Genomic DNA, 18096 nt, shown 5'->3' on the forward strand with positions numbered 1-18096 from the left:
GTCCCTTGCCGACTTCTGGCGCTGTGCGGGGGCTTTTCACGGATTCTTGCAGTTGGCAGGTCCGTTCGCGCTGGTCACCGTCAGCATTGACGCTGCGTTGTAATCGTCGCCCTCGGCCCCAAGAGGTAATGGAGCGGAGGGAGGAGAGGCGCCGATCGAGAGCGAGAGTGTCTGGCAAGGCGCTGGTGCAGCCCCTGTGTCCTCTTCATTCTCATTTTGTCAGATGATGACGCCCTGGCGTGCATGATTGACGGGGCTCTCGATGGAGGAAATACCATGCGGTCCTCAGCTGATGCATCCTGCGGCCAGACGTCTGGCAGGCAGTCCTCGACTTCGTCGGTGCACATTCCCCGCGACATGTCGCGCCGCCTTTCCGGTGACTGGGTCTTGTCATTGGTGGTGCCGGTGATGAACGAGGAGGAGACCATCGGTCTCTTTCTGGAGGCCATCGAGAAGACACTGAGCTCGCAGGTACCGCATCTTGAAGTGCTGTTCGTCGATGATGGCTCGACCGACGGCACCCTGGCGTGTCTGGAGGCTGCGGCAGCCGGCGATGCTCGCGTGCGCTACCTGAGCCTGACACGCAACTTCGGCAAGGAAGCGGCCATGTCCGCGGGCATCGAGCAGGCGCGCGGCGATGCCATCGTGCCGATGGATGTCGATCTGCAGGACCCGCCGGAGGTGATCCTCGAGTTCATCAGTCAATGGCAGGCCGGCTACGACATGGTCTATGGCGTGCGCGCCGCGCGCCCTGAAGACACCGCCACCAAGCGCAAGACGGCAGGCTGGTTCTACCGCATCTTCAACCGCCTGACCTTCACCGAGATACCGCGCGATGCGGGCGACTTCCGCCTGCTGGACCGCCGTGTCGTCGAGGCGCTGCGGCGCCTTCCCGAGCGCAACCGCTTCATGAAGGGCCTGTTCTCGTGGCCCGGCTATCGCTCGGTGAGCGTCACCTACCAGCGCCCGTCGCGCACGGCCGGCACCACCAAGTTCAACTACTGGAAGCTGTGGAACTTCGCCCTCGATGGCGTGGTGAGCTTCTCGACCTGGCCGCTGCGGGTCTGGACCTATATCGGCAGTGTCGTCGCCGCTCTTTCCTTCCTCTATATCCTGGTGATCATCAGCAAGACGGTGCTGTTCGGCGTCGATGTGCCGGGCTATGCCTCACTGATGGTCGCGATCCTGTTCTTCGGCGGCATGCAGCTGATCTCGATCGGCGTGCTGGGCGAATACCTCGGTCGCCTGTTCATGGAAACCAAGCAGCGTCCGCTTTACCTGATCGACCATGACAGCCTGCACGACAGCCTGCCGGGCAGCGTGTCACCGGACAGGGGGCTCGACAGCGGCCTGAGCACTGCGCGCGTCGTGCGCGGTGGGCCACGCGATGCGGCGCGAGGTGAATCACTTGAGCGCTGATCGTGAAGGTGTCAGCGAGTCCGACAGGTCAGTCACTGCGCGCGCCAGGGAGGAGGCGGGCACCGCGACCCGCTTCGGGCTGGTCGGGCTGGCGGCGACGGGCGTGCACCTGGGCGTCGCCGCCTTGCTGTTGTTCCTGTGGCCGCAGCTCAATGAGTTCATCGCCAATCTCATTGCCTTCTGCGTCGCCTTTCAGGTCTCGCTGGTCGGCCATCGCCGGCTGACCTTCAAGCGCCAGGGCAGTGCCTGGCGCTTCGGGTTGGTCGCGGCGGGCGGCTTTGCGCTCAACAATGGCCTGTTGGCCCTGCTGATGCAGGGGCTGGACCTGTCGGGCTTCGTCGCCATCGCGATCGCCACGCTCTCGGTGCCGATCGTGACCTATCTGGCCTCACGGCTGTGGGCTTTCAAGGAAGACCCTGCATGAATGACAGTGTCACCGCAGGACCGCGCTCGACGCTGGGAGAGCGCCTCAAGCCCCTGGCGGCCGAGACGCCACCCCCTGCCGAGGCACTCGCGCGGGCGCAGGCCGTGCGCATTCCCTGGGGGCACATCCTGCTGGCGCTGCTGGTGACGCGCGCCGTCTGGATCGCCATCGCGCTGTGGGGCGATCACAGCTATCTGCACGCCATGGCGCAGTTCGACGGCAGCTGGTTCAAGGGCATCATGACGCGCGGCTACGATGTCGAGGCGCGCAGCATGAGCGATGGCGACGCCGCCAACTGGGCCTTCTTCCCGCTTTATCCGGCGCTGCTGTGGCTGGTGACGCTGGGCGGTCAGCTCGACCCCGAATTGATGGGCGTGCTCTTGAGCAATGCCTTGCTGGCCGTGGCGCTGGGGCTGGGCTGTCGCTATCTGGCCATCACGCGTCCCGGCGCGCCGTTGCAGCTGTTCGTGTGGCTGGCAGCCAGCATGCCGTACAGCTTCTATTTCAGCGCACTCTATTCCGAGTCACTGTTCTGGCTGCTGTGTCTGGCGTCTTTGATCGACTGGCGGTGTCAGCGCACCGGCCGCGTGATGCTCTGGACGCTGCTGTTGTCGATGACCCGCGCCACTGGCGTGTTCTGGGTCATCGCGATGGGAATCGAACTTGTGGCGCGCCTGCGCCTGCGGGCCTTCGCCGAGCTGTGGCGGCGGCCCGATTGGCTGCTGGTCGGCGTGGTGGGGCCCCTGGGGTTGTTTCTGTTCATGGCGCTGCTCTATCACCGCACGGGCGATGCGCTGGCCTTCAGTCACGTGCAGATCTCCTGGGGACGCGAGATGGGCAACCCCCTCATCAACCTCATTGAAGGGCTGAGCTACTGGCAGAGTGCGCCGGAGACGCTGCGTCCGGCGTGGCAGGCGAGCATGGCGCTGGTCGGTGTCGGTCTGATCGGCTGGCTGGGCGTGCAGCGGCGCTGGCTGGAGATGGGGCTGGCGGGCTTCACGCTGTTCATACCGCTGGCGACCGGGCTGGACGCCATTCCGCGTTACATGATCGGCATGCCGGTGTTCGTGCTGGCCCTCCATGACCTGCTCGTGCGGCTGCCACGCACGCTGGCCTGGGGCCTTGTCATGCTGGGTGCGCTCGCTAATCTCTGGCTGGTGGAGAACTGGTATGACGCCGTCTTCTGGCTCGTCTGATGCCCTGTATGGCGCGCCACGCTCGCGCCGCAGCCAGCGGATCTGGTGGCTGCTGGCCACCGTAGTGGTGCTGGCCTTCGAACTCACCATTCTGTGGCTGGCGCGCACGCCCAGGGTCGATGATCACTATCGGCGCTACTTCATCGAGCATGCCACCACCTGTTATCGGCCGATGGGCGAGGTTCCGGTACTGACGCCCGGTGAGCGCTACTCCGTCCGCAAGGGCGAGCCGCTGGGCAATTGCGGCGTGCTGTGGGCCGGTTTCTACTCGCCACAGCCAGACGTGCCGGTCAGTGCGCGGCTGGCGGAGGTCACCTTGCGTCTGCGAGTGGCGCCCGAGGTCTCGCCGGCAGGTTCACAGGCGGTGGTCGTGGCGCTTGAGCTGTCACGTTTTCCGGATTCGGCCACCGCGCTGCCGGTAGCGGTCATGATCAAAGAGCAGACCGTCACGCGTTGGCCAGTGGGCGGTGATTATGAGCGCTTCGAGGTCGAGGTGCCCGCCGCGCTGATCGCGAGCGATGGCAGCTTCAGCCTGACCCTCAAGGGGCCGCCGCCCATCGCGCCGCGTGATGCGGGTCTGGATGCCAACAAGTTTCCTGTGGGCCTGCGCCTGGACGCGCTGACGCTGCGCTCACCGCTGGGACTGACGCCCGCTCGAGCGCAGCCCTGACGTGCGCCCTGAATTTAAGTGCGCCCTGAATTGAAGTGCGCCCTGAATTGAGGACTGGCGTGATTGATGCCTTGATGAATGACGTGATGAGCGCAGAGCAGGGCACACGGCCCCAACTGCAAGAGCACTGACGTGACGCCGATAGTCAGGTAAATTGTGCGCGTGTGAATACCCAATGATCCATTCGGCCGAGTGTCAGTGCGTCCCCGGCGCGCGCCTCGTGCCCTATAACGATAAAGCACCCGGTGGTCTGCTGACTGCCACACAAGGGATGCTCAAGGAGTTGTCGTGGAATTTTTGAATGCCATTCCCATGGATACCAGTCAGCTGTTCGAGATAGGGCTGCAATGGGGCGGAACCCTGCTGTCGGCGCTGGCCGTGCTGGTCTTCGGCATGTGGGTCGCCAAGCGTCTTACCCAGTGGGCGACCTCGCTTCTGCACCGCAAGAGCATGGACGAGGCAGCGGCCGGTTTCGTCGGCCAGATCGCCTACGCCATCCTGGTGGTCATGGTGCTGCTGACCGCTCTGGACCAGCTCGGCGTCGATACCACCTCCATGATCGCCGCGCTGGGTGCGGCGGGTCTGGCGATCGGTCTGGCGCTGCAGAGCTCGCTGTCCAATCTGGCCTCCGGCTTCCTGCTGGTCACGCTGCGTCCGTTCAAGAAGGGCGATTACGTCGAAGCCGCCGGTACTTCCGGTAGTGTCGATCAGATCACCATGCTGCAGACCCGCCTGGTGACGCCGGACAACCGCAAGGTCACCGTGCCGAACTCCAGCGTCATGTCCAACACCATCACCAACTACTCGGCGCTGCCGACGCGTCGTCTGGACCTGGTCGTCGGTGTCAGCTATGACGACGACATCCGTCAGGTCAAGGCGGTGCTCGAGGAGCTGGTCGCCGGTGACGAGCGCATCATGAAGGAGCCGTCCCACCTGATCGCCGTGTCAGAGCTGGCCGACAGCTCGGTCAACTTCAACTTCCGCATGTGGTGCAGTGCGGCCGACTACTGGGCGCTGAAGTGGGACATGACCGAACGCATCAAACTTACCTTCGATGAGCGCGGCATCAGCATTCCCTATCCGCAGCGCGATGTGCACTTCCATCAGGCCAGCACGCCGGCCGAGTAACTCCCGCAAGACGTAAGCATGTCGACAACGCCACCCTCGGGTGGCGTTTTTGATGGGCTTTCGTCGGGGCATTCCATCGCGCCCCGAGTCAGGTACTCTCGACGTCATCCGTCCTGGGTATCGTTCTGATCGGGAGTCCAGTGCATGACAAGGTCGCAGCCGTTGTCCCAAGCGTGTGATGCCGCTGATGCCAGACGGCGTCAGGCATGGCGCATTCTGCTTGCCAGTCTTGTGGTGATCGGCCTCGGGCTTGTGCCGCTGATTGCCACGCGTGCGCTGTATCTGGATGACATGAGTCGCGCGCTGGATGGCTATTTCGGCTGGATGCTCAATGCACGCCCGGCCGCCGAGGGTATCATGCGTCTGCTGGGCTTCGGCGACGTGCTGGTCAATGTTGCGCCCTTGCCGCAGCTGGCGGCCTGGGGACTGGCGGCGAGCATGGCACTGGCCTGGTGGCGATGGCTGCCGGGGCTCTCGCTGGCGGGCTGCGTCGTGGGCAATGCGCTGATCTGGCTGACGCCCTTCACCCTGCAGAATTTCAGTTACGCCTTCGACAGCCTGCCGATGAGTGTGGCGCTGGCCAGTGCCATATTGGCCAGTCTGGTGTTGCGTGCTGGCGGGAAGACCAGAACAGAGGGAGAGCAGGCCGGCGGGGTAAACGAAAGACGAGGGCTATGGCAGGCCTGGCAGCCACCGCTGAGCGCCTTGCTGCTGTTGTTGCTGGCGCTGTGCTGCTATCAACCGGCCCTGAATGCCTTTCTGGTGCTGAGCCTGCTCGAAGCCCTGTTCGCGGGCCCTGCCAGCACGTCACTGTGGTCGCGTTGGCGGATGCTGTTGCAGCGTGGGGCGCTGGCCGCCGTCGCCTTGCTGCTCTATCTGCCCATCACGCGGCTGCTGGTGGCGGGGGAGTACAGTCAGCAGCATGGCCAGATGCTGCCCTTCGCCGACCCTCAGGCCTTGCTGGCGGGGCTCGAGCACAACCTTAACGTGGCGTTGGGCGCGCTGCGTGAGGGGCTGGGGCAGGTCACGCTGCTGCTCAGTCTGGCGCTGCTGGCCGGGGCGGCGCTGTTGCGACTCCTGCCTCACGGCGTGCCTTTACGTCACGCCGAGGCCACTGGCGCGCCCGCGGTCAGGTCTCGCTCGGCGCGCCAGCTATCGCTGCAGCGCATGAGCTGGGCCCTGTGGGCGCTGCTGCTGGCTCCCGCCCTGTGGGGGCCGATGCTGTTGCTGGCCGAGCCGGTATTTCATTCGCGCACCCTGATCGCCTGGGGACCGCTGCTGGGCGGTGCCCTGATGCTGGTTCTGAGTGCGAGAGCGAGTGCCGGCGCAACGCCGAGCATGACGGAAACGGCCAACACGCAGCGCAAGCCTCCTGTCTGGCGGCGGCTGAGGCAGTGCTCGTTGATGCAGTGCCTGTTGATCGTCGCCTGCCTGTTGCTGGTGCGCCATGAGGTGATCTTCGCCGCCTGGAGCAATGCGCTGGCCGCCCAGCAGGTCCATGAGACACAGCTGGCCCGCACCCTGGTAGCTCAGGCTCGGGAACAGGGGCTGCCGCTGGACTCGCCCCGCGATGCCGAGCGCTACCAGCCGCGCGATGCCTTGCCGGTACTGGTGCTGGGCGAGGCGCCAGTAGCGCCACTGGCGCGGGTCGCTCGCCAGCAGGTGGCGGCCGTGGGCCAGAATCTGGTCGCCGCCTTCACGCCCGACAACTACTGGGCCGTGGTGCGGCTGCGCCTGGTGGGCGCCAGTGCGGTGACCTTGCTGCGCGATGAGGCGCTCAAGGCACGCCTGCAAGCGCGGTCGCCCTGTGCGCCGGGCGATGCTGTCAGTCAGGCCTCCGATCAGCTCACCAGTCAGTCCTCAGCCCCTTCATCCGCTCAATCTCAAGTGCTGTCGCAAGTGCAATCGCCAGCGCTGTCACTGCAAGAGGGCGTCTGGGTGATCGATTTTCGCAAGCCTCGCCAATGTGATTAGGCCATATGAGAGAGCCATGACAGCGTGAGTCAGTGAGGACCAGTTGCCATGAACGACAACGCCGCCCCGAGGGGCGGCGTTGTCGTATTGCCGAATAGGTACAGGCTTCAACAGTGTCCTGTCACACCTCGATCAGGCGTGGTTCTCGACCTTGTCGAATTCCGTGGTGACCTCATCAGCCGGTGCTGCGCTCATGATGCTGACCACGTAGATGGCGATGTAGGCGAAGATGACGCCCGGCACGATCTCGTAGAGATCGAAGATGCCACCGGAAAGCTGCTTCCAGACCACCACGGTCACGCCACCGACGATGATGCCGGCCAGCGCGCCGAAGCGGTTCATGCGACGCCAGTACAGCGACATGATCAGCGCCGGACCGAAGGCAGCACCGAAGCCGGCCCAGGCGTAGGACACCAGACCCAGCACGCTGGAATTCGGGTCCAGCGCCAGGATCCAGGCGATGATGGCGATACCGACCACCGCGAAGCGACCGACCCACACCAGCTCGGACTGGGTCGCATCCTTCTTGAACAGCGCCTTGTAGAAGTCATCGGCCAGGGCAGAGGACGACACCAGCAGCTGGGAGTCAGCGGTGGACATCACGGCAGCCAGGATGGCGGCCAGCAGCACGCCGGCAACCGCCGGGTGGAAGATGAAGTTCACCATGACCATGAAGATCTTCTCGCTGTCGGCCAGGTCCTTCGGCACGTAGACGAGACCCAGCAGGCCGATGCAGATGGCTGCGAACAGACCCAGTGCAGACCAGACGACGGCGATGGTGCGTGCCGCGCCGATGTCCTTCTCGCTGCGGATGGCCGCGAAACGCGCCAGGATATGCGGCTGACCGAAGTAGCCCAGGCCCCACGCCAGTGAGGAGACGATGCCGACCAGGGTCAGCGCTTCGCCGGTGGAGGCGTCACGGAACCATTCCAGCAGCAGCGGGTTCTCGGCGGTGATGCGCGAGGTCGCTTCTGCCACGCCACCCATGTCGGTGAGTGCCACGATGGGCACCACGATCAGGGCCGCGGCCATCATCAGACCCTGGATCAGGTCAGTCCACGACACGGCGAGGAAGCCGCCGAAGAAGGTGTAGGACACGATGGCGATGGTACCGACGGTCACGGCGATGGTGTAGTCGAGGCCGAAGACGGTCTCGAACAGCTTGCCACCTGCCACCAGACCGGAGCTGGTGTAGAAGAGGAAGAACAGCAGGATGAAGACGGCCGAGATGACGCGCAACATCTTGGAGTTGTCGCGGAAGCGCTTCTCGAAGTAATCCGGCAGGGTCAGCGAGTCGCTGGCGACGAAGCTGTAGATACGCAGGCGCTTGGCGACGATCAGCCAGTTGAGCCAGGTACCTGCCAGCAGACCGATGCCGATCCAGGCAGCGGACAGGCCGCTGAGGTAGGCAGCGCCGGGCAGGCCCAGAAGAAGCCAGCCGGACATGTCAGACGCACCGGCGGAAATGGCGGATGTCCAGGGGCCCAATGAACGGCCACCCAGGATGTAATCCGACATGTTGGAGGTGCGCTTGTAGGCCAGCAGGCCAATGCCGAGCATCACCGCCAGATAGATTGCGAACGTGATGAGTATGGTGGGGCTGTTATCGACCATCGTGGAGTAAATCCTTTGCATTTATTGTTGTCGGACGGCGAGCGTCGTGATGATTTACTGCCAGTGACGGTTCCTGTCAGACCGTCACCGGGAGTCCTGCGTCATGCATCGAACGTCCTTCGAGGGCCATGTCGCGGCGGCTCTCGCAAGTTCCTACCAATCTTGCACGTTCAGACTAGCGCATAAACGAATCTTCTGACGTTCGTCCGTCCCCGCATATTGCTGTCGAGTCAAAAGGGGAAACGGCAACGGACACCGCAGGGCACGAGCATGGGGGGCCAGTCGCTGGCGATCCATGTCCGTGGGCGTCCCTGTCGGTGTCCGGGGCAGATGACGGCCTGGCGTGCTCGCCGTCATCCACTGGGCATCGTCCTGATGCCCTGTCACCTGGCTACCTCATGCACGTCCAGCATGCAGTCTTCCGCCAGGCATGACCTCTGCTGCCGCGAGAGCAGGTAGCGTCGGTCATTCGTCGCCCATGGCGAGAAGAGACGCGTTGCCGCCGAGAGCCGTGGTGTTGACGGTACGGGTCTTCTCGGTAGCGAAGCGGTACAGGTAGTGCGGGCCGCCGGCTTTCGGGCCAGTACCGGAGAAGCCCTGGCCACCAAACGGCTGTACACCTACTACAGCACCGATGATATTCCTGTTGACGTAGACATTACCAACACGAATTTTCTGTGCAACGGCATTGGCAAAACTTTCGTTTCGCGAATGCACACCGAAGGTCAGGCCGTAGCCGAGGCCATTGATGGTATCGATGACCTTGTCCACTTCGCCGCCTTTCCAGGTCGCGATGTGCAGTACCGGACCGAACTGCTCGCTTTCCAGGCTATCGATGCCGTCGATGCGCAGGGCGACCGGCGCGACGAAGGTGCCGTGCTCGGTGATGGTCTTGTCGACGGCGGCTTCGGCGATCACGCGGCCCTGGCTGCGATATTCCTCGATGTGCTTGAGCAGACCGGCACGCGCTTCCTCGTCGATGACCGGGCCGACGTCGGTGCCCAGGTCACGCGGGTCGCCGATCTTCAGCTCGTCCATCGCGCCCTTGAGCAGGCTGATGACGCGCTCGGCGACGTCTTCCTGCACGTAGAGCACGCGCAGGGCGGAACAGCGCTGACCGGCACTCTGGAAGGCGGACTGCACCACGTCGTTGACGACCTGCTCCGGCAGGGCGGTGGAGTCGACGATCATGGCGTTGAGGCCACCGGTCTCGGCGATCAGGCTCGGCAGCGGAGCGTTCTCACGCGCGGCCAGCGAGCGGTTGATGATCTGTGCGGTCTGGGTGGAGCCTGTGAAGCACACGCCAGTGATGCGCGGGTCGCTGGACAGCACGCTGCCCACTGTCGGGCCATCCCCCGGCAGCAGCTGGACGACATCGCGCGGCATGCCGGCTTCGCGCAGCAGTTCCACGACGCGGTGCGCGACCAGCGAGGTCTGCTCGGCGGGCTTGGCGACCACGGTGTTGCCGGTGACGGCAGCGGCGACCATCTGGCCGCAGAAGATCGCGACCGGGAAGTTCCACGGGCTGATGCAGGCGAACACGCCCTTGCCGCCGAGCATGATCTGGTTGTGCTCACCGGTCGGGCCCTGCAGCTCGGTCGGCTCGGCGAAGTCGGCACGCGCACGGTTGGCGTAGTAGCGGCAGAAGTCGACCGCTTCACGGATCTCGGCGATGCCGTCGGTGAGAAGCTTGCCACCCTCGCGGGAGCACAGGGTCATCAGCTCGGCGGTGTGGGTTTCCATCAGGTCACCGAAGCGCTCGAGAATCGCGGCGCGTTCCTCGACCGGTGTCTGCTCCCAGCGCGGGAAGGCAGCCCAGGCGGCGTCGATGGCCTTGGAGGCTTCCTCGGCGCTGGTCCACTGCACGTGGCCCAGGGTGTCACGACGGTCGAACGGGCAGGTGACGGCCTGACGACGCTCGGCATTGACCTCGACATCGAAGGCCAGCTGCGGACGCACGTCGTAGGTAGTGTCCATGTGCGTGGCCATCTCGTCGATCAGCGGCTGGTACTGGCTATTGATGTTCAGATTGATGCCCCGTGAATTCAGGCGGTCTGCGCCATAGATGTTCGGCGGCAGCGCGATGCGTGGGTTGTGGTAGGTCTTGTACTGATTGAGCGTGACCACCGGGTGGGTACACAGGCTCTCGACCGGCACGCGCGGGTCGACCAGCTGGTGAACGAACGAGGAGTTGGCCCCGTTCTCCAGCAGACGACGTACCAGGTACGGGAGCAGGTCCTTGTGCGCGCCGACCGGCGCATAGATACGGCACCAGGTCCCCTTGGGGGCACGCTTCAGCGCGGCTTCATACAGGGCTTCGCCCATGCCGTGCAGGCGCTGGAATTCGAACTGACGTGTCTCGCCGGCGTTGGCCACATCCAGGATGGTGCTGATGGTGTGGGCATTGTGGGTGGCGAACTGCGGGTAGATGCGTCCGCGGGTGTTCTCGGACAGCAGGAAGCGCACGCAGACCAGGTAGCTGACGTCGGTGGAGGCCTTGCGGGTGAACACCGGATAGCCTTCGACACCCAGCTCCTGGGATTCCTTGATCTCGCTGTCCCAGTAGGCGCCCTTGACCAGGCGCAGCGGGATCTCGTCGCCTTGCAGATCGGCGATGCGGTTCAGGTACTGCAGGGTCGGCAGGGCACGCGTCGAATAGGCCTGCACGACGAGGCCGAACTTGCCCCAGCCGCGGCAGGTGTCGCTCTCGTAGACGGCGCGGAACACTTCCAGCGAGATCTCGAGGCGATCGACTTCCTCGGCATCGATGGTGATGGCGACGTTCAGCTCGCGGGCGATGCCGGCCAGTTCACGCACGCTCGCCACCAGCTCTTCCAGCACCTGCTCACGACGGCCGAATTCATAGCGCGGATGCAGGGCGGACAGCTTGATGGAGACGGACGGTGACGGGGTGGATTCCTTCAGCTTGCGTGAGGTTTCGCCGACGGTGCGGATGGCACGCGCGTAGTCGTCGAAGTAGCCCTTGGCGTCGGCACGGGTGCAGGCCGCTTCACCCAGCATGTCGTAGGAATAGGTGTAGCCCTTGTCGAACAGCGGCTGGGAGCGCTTGAGCGCTTCCTTGATATCGCGGCCCAGCACAAACTGCTTGCCCATCACCTTCATCGCCTGGTACATGGCGCGGCGGATGACCGGCTCGCCGAGACGATTGACCATGCGATTGATGAAGGTGGCCGGCTTGCCGTCGCCCTTGGGCAGATCCATCTTGATGACGTTGCCGGTCATCAGAAGGCCCCAGGTGGAGGCGTTGACGAACCAGGACTCGCTCTGGCCCAGGTGGGACTTCCAGTCGGCCACGCCGAGCTTGTCCTCGATCAGCGCATCGGCGGTTTCCTTGTCCGGAATGCGCAGCAGCGCCTCGGCCAGGCACATCAGCAGCACACCTTCCTGAGTGTCGAGGCTGTACTGCTGCAGCAGCTCGTCGATGGAATCGACAGCGGTGTCCATGGTGCGAATCTCGCGCACCAGTTCTGCCGTCTTGTCGCCGATGCGCTTGACATCCTTCTCTTCGGCATTCAGCAGTCCGACCAGCTCGCTGACGTAGGCACTTTCATCGACCAGATAGTGGTCGCTGACGCGCGCGAACAGCGCCTCCGGAGACTGCTGCCAGGTGCTGGCGGCCAGCATCTGGTCACTGCGCAGGATGTTGTCCTTGAGCACATCGCCCTTGAGAACCCCTTGCTTGACAGTATTCGTGGACGAATTGTTCGAGGACTGGGCGGCTGTGGACGTGGCCGAGGCGATCGCGGCATTCACTGCACTGGACTGATCGGAGGAAGTGGAGGTGGTCATGGTGCGAACCCCTTGCTGCTGGGCGTCGAAGCGCCGAATGGGATTGCCGAGTCACAGCGCCGGGAGTGATGCAGAACGCATCAGAAAGCGCGACAGCGGCACGTCTGGATGTATGACTGAGAATGTAGGGTGGCGCAGGGGGGCGGGTCTTTCCAATTTCTCGGCTGCGCATGTCAAATTCACGGGCATGTCTGAAAAGTGACACGCTTCTCCGACCTTTGTCGAAGGATGTGCCGCGAAATGACGCGATCTTGTTATACCAAGGTGGTAGAGGTCTGGAGGAGAATTGGTTTGCAGCTGACGGTGGGGGTGCCGTTGAACGACGTGCGTGCCCCAAGCGACGCACTTCCCGCGCGGGGGAGGAATTGAAGAGCGGGGTGTCAGAAATGCGGCCGTGAATGAGGGAGGCAAGGGCGTGTCAGATACCCGAGGGGATGCGCACGTCCCATCGGCTTCTGCCAACTCGATCAGGCTTTGCGCAGTGCCGAGGGCGGGAAGCCGAGATGCTTGCGGAAAGCATGGGAAAGGGCGCTCTGGTTGGCAAAGCCGCAGCGATCCGCGATCTGGGACAGGGATAGCTCGCTGGTGCCCAGTAGCTGGCGTGCCTCCTCCAGCCGACGGCGCAGCAGGTACTGATAGGGCGAGAGGCCGGTCAGTACGCGGAAACGCTCGCTGAAATGCTGCTCGGAGAGATGCGACTGGCGGGCAAGATCCGCCACGCTGAGGCGCTGGCCGAGATTGGCGTCGATGAAGCGGTTGAGCGCGACCAGATCCAGCTGACGACCACTGGTGCTCAGCGCGCTCATCGGCTCTTCGATGCGCGTGTTGAGGCAGGCGAGGAAGGTGGCGGCGAGCAGGTCACCCGGCGCCTGCTGGTAGTCGTTGACTTCCGCGAGCATGAATTCGAGATAGCCGCGCAGGCGGGTGTCCAGCGTGAAGAAGCGTGGACGCTCGAACAGACGCTTGAGTTCACGGTGATGGCCGGTCAGGTAGGGCGCATCATCGGGCAGGTCGAGAATCAGCTGGCGATTCTCGCCGATGCCCGCGTAGTAGTGGACATGATCGGCCGGCACGATGCAGCCGGTCAGTGGGCGAATCTCGCCGCCCTGGCCCTCGATCTCGAACTCGGCCAGACCATCGAGGCCGATCACCAGCTGGTGGTAGCTGTGATCATGGTGCTCGCGCAGGTTGGAGAGCGGGATCAGGCGCATCTCGCTGGCGGCCATCAGGCGCGAGTCTCCGCGACACCGGTGCGGGCACGCAGATGGCCCAGCAGCACGTTGAGCTCTTCACGACCGGCGCGCGAGAACAGCGCGCCGCCCTGGGCCAGCTGCCACGGCCTGGCATGGTTGTCGAAGATGCCCTGGCAGCGGCGCCGCAGACTCTCCAGATACTCATCATGGCGAATCGGGTAGCCGATCACGCTGTGCCACTCGTTCTCGTTGATTTCGCCGCTGATCGCCTGATCCAGCACGCGGGCGATGTCGCTGTAGTCGGTACGAAAGCGCGGCGTACGCGACATCATCAGCATGGCCACGGTGCCGACGGTGACGATCAGGCAGACCACGAAGGTGATGATGAAGATGGACATGTGTGAACCCTGTGCGGACGTAACCGGAAATAGCGTCGTAGCTCACCATTCTACCACGCTGCACGGCCAGTATCGTCAGTGCGACAGGCGTGTCATGTTCTGTCTGTCAGAACGTTATGGCATGATTCAAGTCCTGTGAGGCGGCATGGCGCAAGCCGCCTGTCAGCCTCGTTCTTCACCTGCCGTGGGAGTCCCGCCGCATGGCCAATCAACGTGTGGAAGCGGTCGAGCGTGCCTTGACGCTGCTGGAAGCCTTTACCCCCGCGACACCTCGCCTGACGCTCAACGAGCTGGCCCAGGCCAGTGGTTTCTACAAGAGCACGATTCTGCGGCTGATGGGCTCGCTTGAGCACTTCGGCTATGTGGCGCGTGACAGCCACGGTATCTACTCCATCGGCGCGGCGCTGGGGCGTTTTGCCCAGTTGGCACCCGCGCTGCCGGCCCGCGAGGTTCAGCTGCGCGGCTGGCTGGCGGCGCTGAATGCCGCCAGTGGCGAGACGGCCAGCCTGATGCTGGTAGAGCATGGCTCGCAGGCCGAGGCGCGCCCGGTGGAGGGCGTGACGCGACCGCGTCAGGCAATGTGTCAGTACGCGCATGTCAGCCAGTGGCCGCTGCGCCATCAGCTGGAGGAAGGCGAGCTGGTCGATGAGGCGCTGTCCGCCTTGCTGCAGCAGTGTGTCGACAGTGGCGAGATCGAGACCGGCGAAGCCGCCGGCCTGTCGGTGGCGGCGTTGGCGGTCAGCGTCGCCCAGCATCACGACGAGGGGCTGGCACCGGCTGAGGTCATCGTGCTCAGTGGCCCGACGGCGCGCCTGACGCCTGCCCAGGCCCACCGCCTGCTCGCCCAGTGGCAGCAGGGCGACTGATGCGCGCTCACCAGTGTCAGGAGTCTTGAAGTGCTGAAATGACATCGCCCCCGCCGGCAAGACCGGCGAGGGCGATGTCATTTCAGAGCGCTGTCGTTCAGGGCGTGTCACCTCATGAGAGGCGTGGGCCCTGGCCTGGATCAGGCGTCGGTGGCAGCCTTGGCGGCGCTCATGCGGCGACGCAGGATGGGGCCGACGATCACCGGCAGCAGCAGACCGGCGATGGCGATGCACCACAGGGTCACGGCCAGGGGGCTACCGATCAGGATGGTCCAGTCGCCGTCGGACAGCTGCATGGCGTGACGCAGGTTCTTCTCCATCTCCGGCCCCAGCAGCATGCCGAGAATGACCGGCACCAGCGGAATTTCCAGCTTGCGCAGGAAGTAGCCGGCGACCCCGAAGGCGACCATGAAGTACAGATCGAAGGTCGAGTGGCTGATGGAGTAGATGCCCACGAAGGCGACCATGGTCACCACCGGCAGCAGGTACTTGGGCGGCACGGACAGCAGCTTGACGAAGATGCCGACCATCGGGATGTTCATCAACAGCAGGATGACGTTACCGATCAGCAGCGCCGCGATCACGCCCCACACGATGTCGCCGTGCTGGGTGAACATCAGCGGGCCCGGGGTGATGTTGAGCGAGATCAGCATCGCCAGCAGTACCGCGGTGGTACCGGAGCCCGGCACGCCCAGCGTCAGCATCGGCACCAGGGCGCCAGAGGCGGCACCGTTGTTGCCGGCTTCCGGGGCGGCCACGCCGCGTGGATCGCCTTCGCCGAAGTTGCCTTTCTTGCCGACGGTCTTCTTCTCCAGCGTGTAGCTGATGAAGCTGCCCAGCGACGCACCAGCACCCGGCAACACGCCGGAAATGAAGCCCAGCACACCCCCGCGGAAGGAAGTCGGCAGGATGGCGACGATCTCCTTCAGCTTCAGGGTCATCTTGTTCATGGCGATCATCGGCTTGCCTTCACCGGCGTGCTGTTCGATGAAGAACAGCAGCTCCGAGATGGCGAACAGACCGACGATGGCGATGATGAAGTCGATGCCCTCGAACAGCTCCAGCACATCAAAGGTGTAGCGCTGGGTACCGGTGGAGCCATCGATGCCGACGGTGGCAATCATCAGGCCGATGGCGGCTGCCATGATGGTCTTGACCGGATTCTTGCCGGTGATGCCGCCCAGGGTGGCGAAGGCCAGCACGAACAGCGCGAAGTATTCCGCCGGGCCGAAGGTCAGCGCGAAGCTGGCCAGCCACGGCGCCATCACGATCAGGCCGATGGTGGCGATCAGGCTGCCGATGAAGGAGGCGATCGCCGAGATGGCCATCGCTTCGGCGGCCTTGCCTTTCTGGGCCATCGGATAGCCATCGAGACAGGTCATCATCGCCGGCTCATCGCCCGGGATGTTGAGCAGGATCGAAGAGATGCGCCCGCCGTACATGGCACCGGCGTAGACCGAGGTCAGCAGGATCAGCGAGGTTTCCGGGCTCAGGCCCAGGGTGAAGGCCAGCGGAATCAGGATGGCCACACCATTGGCCGGGCCCAGGCCCGGCAGTGCGCCGATCAGGGTGCCCAGGAAGGCCCCCAGCACGGCGAACATCAGATTCTCAGGCTGCAGGGCGATGCCGAAGCCCTGCATCAAGAAGCCAAGACTTTCCATTACGCCACCTCCAGAATGCCCAGCGGCAGTGGTAGCTCAAGCACGAAGTTGAACAGGGCGAAGACGACGATGCCGCCGAGCAGGCCTGTCACGTAAGCGCGAATCGGCCTGGAACCCATGCGCCAGCACAGGGTGCCGACCGCAGCGGTGGTCGTGACGATGAAGCCCAGCGGCTCAAGCAGTGCGGTGTACAGGCACAGGATGACGATGGCCAGCACCATCTCGGCGCCGGTGCGGCTCCACGGCCATTGCTGGTCCGGGTCGGGGCGCAAGATCAGATACAGGCTGCTCAGCGCCAGCACGATCGAGAGCAACGTGGGGAAGGTTTCGGGCCCGATGGACTCGGCCCCGCCGAAGGGTTCCGGGAACTGCTGTGCACCCCAGCCGTACGCGACGGCCAGGGTGAGCATCAGCAGACCAAAGATGCGGTCATTCATCAGCGAATCAGCCCAATGTCCTTGGAAAGGGTCTGGATGTCCTTGATCTGTGCCTTCACGAAGGCATCAAACTCGGCACCCGATTTGTGGAACGGCATCAGGCCGCTCTTGGTCATCACGTCTTTCCATTCTTCGCTTTCATAGACGCTGTCCAGCGTGGTGGTCCAGTACTGCTCGGCATCGTCGCTGACACCGGCCGGGATGTAGAAGCCGCGCCAGTTGGGGGCGACGGCATCGATGCCCTGTTCGCGAGCGGTCGGCACGTCAGCCAGCTTGCCCGGCAGGCGTTCTTCGGAGAGCACGGCCAGCACTTTCAGATCGCCGGATTCCATGAAGCCCTGAATCTCGGAAATATCACCGGTGAAGGCCTGCACGTGGCCGCCGACGACCTGGGTGATGGCTTCGCCGCCGTTGTTGTAGGACAGGTAGGAGACCTTGGGCAGGTTCTCGACATCGGCAGCCTGGGCGGCGATCAGCACCTTGAGGTGATCCCAGCCACCTGCGGCACTGCCGCCGGCGAACTTGACGGATTTCGGGTCTTTCTTCAGCGCGTCCATCACCTCGCTCAGGGTGTCGTACGGCGAATCCTTGGAGACGGCGATGGCGCCGTAGTCCGCCCCCAGTGCGCCGATCCACTCGACCTGGTCCTGATTCATGCCCGGGAATTGGCCCTGGGCCAGACGGGTGGTGGTCGCGGTGGAGGCGGCCACCAGCAGCTGCTCGTCACCGGCACGCTTGGAGACGGTGTGCGCGAAGGCGACGCCGCCACCGGCACCCGCCATGTTGATGGTCTGCACGTTGCCCGGCACGAAATCGAGCTCAGACAGGATCTTGCCGACGCTGCGGCAGGTGAAGTCCCAGCCGCCGCCCGGATCAGCCGGCGCGATACAGTCAACCTTGCCCTTCGGTTCGAAGGCGAAGGCCTGGGCGGACATGGCGGTGACCATCGCAGCTGTCAGGAGTTTGAGTGTTATATGACGTGTCATGGCGACCTCTGGTGTTATTGGATTGTGGTAGCGGCACATGTCGTGGGTCAGGCGCTGGCAGCGGTTGAGCGAGAAGCTCGCCCTGCAGCCGCGAACCTGACACTAACCTTACAATTCTGTAAGGCGGAACTTTATTCTGTATGGTGAAATTAGACTGCCGCCCGACGGCTCGCAAGATACCCATTCGTCGCACCGACCTTGGTCGAAAGGTGTATTTGTGCACCTTTGTGGTGCATTTTTGTGCATGATCCGCCTGGATATCGTGTCGGTATCTGGCGGTTTACGACGCTCTGTTGCTCCTCTCTCGTCCCTCTTTTTTC

Annotated in this window: 14 protein-coding genes; 7 read left to right on the forward strand and 7 right to left on the reverse strand. The window is 63.9% G+C overall.

Annotated elements, in window-relative coordinates:
• Window positions 1–276: 276 nt before the first annotated feature.
• The 6 genes from AC5WNJ_RS05430 to AC5WNJ_RS05455 all read left to right on the forward strand — a co-directional run bounded on the left by AC5WNJ_RS05430 (window position 277) and on the right by AC5WNJ_RS05455 (window position 6811).
• On the forward strand, window positions 277–1419 hold the full coding sequence (locus AC5WNJ_RS05430; RefSeq protein WP_495930604.1) for a glycosyltransferase family 2 protein: 1143 nt from the start codon (window positions 277–279) through the stop codon (window positions 1417–1419).
• A complete protein-coding gene (locus tag AC5WNJ_RS05435; protein WP_495930605.1) occupies window positions 1409–1843 on the forward strand; it encodes a GtrA family protein in 435 nt (144 codons plus the stop codon). The genes AC5WNJ_RS05430 and AC5WNJ_RS05435 overlap by 11 nt, the downstream gene beginning before the upstream one ends.
• Window positions 1840–3039 (forward strand): putative hexosyltransferase, encoded by a 1200-nt coding sequence (locus tag AC5WNJ_RS05440; RefSeq protein WP_495930606.1) that lies wholly within the window; start codon window positions 1840–1842, stop codon window positions 3037–3039. Before AC5WNJ_RS05435 ends, AC5WNJ_RS05440 begins: the two co-directional genes overlap by 4 nt.
• The gene (locus AC5WNJ_RS05445; protein ID WP_495930607.1) at window positions 3014–3709 is read left to right on the forward strand and encodes a hypothetical protein; all 696 of its coding nucleotides are present in this window, start codon (window positions 3014–3016) and stop codon (window positions 3707–3709) included. Before AC5WNJ_RS05440 ends, AC5WNJ_RS05445 begins: the two co-directional genes overlap by 26 nt.
• A gap of 288 nt (window positions 3710–3997) precedes the next feature.
• Entirely contained in the window at window positions 3998–4837 is an 840-nt protein-coding gene (locus AC5WNJ_RS05450; protein WP_495930608.1) for a mechanosensitive ion channel family protein, read from the forward strand.
• Between the two features lie 144 nt (window positions 4838–4981).
• A complete protein-coding gene (locus AC5WNJ_RS05455) occupies window positions 4982–6811 on the forward strand; it encodes a glucosyltransferase domain-containing protein (protein ID WP_495930609.1) in 1830 nt (609 codons plus the stop codon).
• Between the two features lie 132 nt (window positions 6812–6943).
• Here AC5WNJ_RS05455 and putP read toward each other — a convergent pair whose 3' ends face one another.
• The 4 genes from putP to AC5WNJ_RS05475 form a co-directional block, all read right to left on the reverse strand.
• A complete protein-coding gene (gene putP, locus AC5WNJ_RS05460) occupies window positions 6944–8425 on the reverse strand; it encodes a sodium/proline symporter PutP (RefSeq protein ID WP_176676658.1) in 1482 nt (493 codons plus the stop codon).
• A 465-nt stretch (window positions 8426–8890) separates the two neighbouring features.
• Window positions 8891–12070, reverse strand: coding sequence for a bifunctional proline dehydrogenase/L-glutamate gamma-semialdehyde dehydrogenase PutA (gene putA, locus AC5WNJ_RS05465; protein ID WP_495931024.1), 3180 nt, complete (start codon window positions 12068–12070; stop codon window positions 8891–8893).
• A gap of 632 nt (window positions 12071–12702) precedes the next feature.
• Complete coding sequence (locus AC5WNJ_RS05470; protein ID WP_285460260.1) at window positions 12703–13461, reverse strand: AraC family transcriptional regulator; 759 nt, start codon at window positions 13459–13461, stop codon at window positions 12703–12705.
• Window positions 13461–13826: a hypothetical protein gene (locus AC5WNJ_RS05475; protein WP_043335450.1), complete on the reverse strand. Its 366-nt coding sequence runs from the start codon at window positions 13824–13826 to the stop codon at window positions 13461–13463. The genes AC5WNJ_RS05470 and AC5WNJ_RS05475 overlap by 1 nt, the downstream gene beginning before the upstream one ends.
• Window positions 13827–14026: 200 nt before the next feature.
• On the opposite strand from AC5WNJ_RS05475, the gene AC5WNJ_RS05480 reads away from it, so the two are divergent.
• A complete protein-coding gene (locus AC5WNJ_RS05480; protein ID WP_495930610.1) occupies window positions 14027–14692 on the forward strand; it encodes a helix-turn-helix domain-containing protein in 666 nt (221 codons plus the stop codon).
• A 140-nt stretch (window positions 14693–14832) separates the two neighbouring features.
• Here the strand turns inward: AC5WNJ_RS05480 and AC5WNJ_RS05485 are convergent, their stop codons facing one another.
• Genes AC5WNJ_RS05485 through AC5WNJ_RS05495 form a run of 3 tightly spaced genes read right to left on the reverse strand, consistent with a single transcriptional unit; the run spans window position 14833 to window position 17776 of the window.
• Window positions 14833–16353 (reverse strand): tripartite tricarboxylate transporter permease, encoded by a 1521-nt coding sequence (locus AC5WNJ_RS05485; RefSeq protein WP_176676661.1) that lies wholly within the window; start codon window positions 16351–16353, stop codon window positions 14833–14835.
• The gene (locus AC5WNJ_RS05490) at window positions 16353–16790 is read right to left on the reverse strand and encodes a tripartite tricarboxylate transporter TctB family protein (protein ID WP_176676662.1); all 438 of its coding nucleotides are present in this window, start codon (window positions 16788–16790) and stop codon (window positions 16353–16355) included. Before AC5WNJ_RS05490 ends, AC5WNJ_RS05485 begins: the two co-directional genes overlap by 1 nt.
• Window positions 16790–17776: a Bug family tripartite tricarboxylate transporter substrate binding protein gene (locus tag AC5WNJ_RS05495; RefSeq protein ID WP_495930611.1), complete on the reverse strand. Its 987-nt coding sequence runs from the start codon at window positions 17774–17776 to the stop codon at window positions 16790–16792. Before AC5WNJ_RS05495 ends, AC5WNJ_RS05490 begins: the two co-directional genes overlap by 1 nt.
• Between the last annotated feature and the right edge of the window lie 320 nt (window positions 17777–18096).

This window comes from Cobetia sp. PDI-23MA, from assembly GCF_059507735.1.

What these genes read in the sequence shown, in the direction of transcription:
- AC5WNJ_RS05430 (WP_495930604.1), top strand. Translation starts at nt 277, where the DNA reads ATGCGGTCCTCAGCTGATGCATCCTGCGGCCAGACGTCTGGCAGGCAG.
- AC5WNJ_RS05440 (WP_495930606.1), top strand. Translation starts at nt 1,840, where the DNA reads ATGAATGACAGTGTCACCGCAGGACCGCGCTCGACGCTGGGAGAGCGC.
- AC5WNJ_RS05445 (WP_495930607.1), top strand. Translation starts at nt 3,014, where the DNA reads ATGACGCCGTCTTCTGGCTCGTCTGATGCCCTGTATGGCGCGCCACGC.
- AC5WNJ_RS05455 (WP_495930609.1), top strand. Translation starts at nt 4,982, where the DNA reads ATGACAAGGTCGCAGCCGTTGTCCCAAGCGTGTGATGCCGCTGATGCC.
- putP (WP_176676658.1), bottom strand. Translation starts at nt 8,425, where the DNA reads ATGGTCGATAACAGCCCCACCATACTCATCACGTTCGCAATCTATCTG.
- putA (WP_495931024.1), bottom strand. Translation starts at nt 12,070, where the DNA reads ATGCTGGCCGCCAGCACCTGGCAGCAGTCTCCGGAGGCGCTGTTCGCG.
- AC5WNJ_RS05470 (WP_285460260.1), bottom strand. Translation starts at nt 13,461, where the DNA reads ATGGCCGCCAGCGAGATGCGCCTGATCCCGCTCTCCAACCTGCGCGAG.
- AC5WNJ_RS05475 (WP_043335450.1), bottom strand. Translation starts at nt 13,826, where the DNA reads ATGTCCATCTTCATCATCACCTTCGTGGTCTGCCTGATCGTCACCGTC.
- AC5WNJ_RS05480 (WP_495930610.1), top strand. Translation starts at nt 14,027, where the DNA reads ATGGCCAATCAACGTGTGGAAGCGGTCGAGCGTGCCTTGACGCTGCTG.
- AC5WNJ_RS05485 (WP_176676661.1), bottom strand. Translation starts at nt 16,353, where the DNA reads ATGGAAAGTCTTGGCTTCTTGATGCAGGGCTTCGGCATCGCCCTGCAG.
- AC5WNJ_RS05490 (WP_176676662.1), bottom strand. Translation starts at nt 16,790, where the DNA reads ATGAATGACCGCATCTTTGGTCTGCTGATGCTCACCCTGGCCGTCGCG.
- AC5WNJ_RS05495 (WP_495930611.1), bottom strand. Translation starts at nt 17,776, where the DNA reads ATGACACGTCATATAACACTCAAACTCCTGACAGCTGCGATGGTCACC.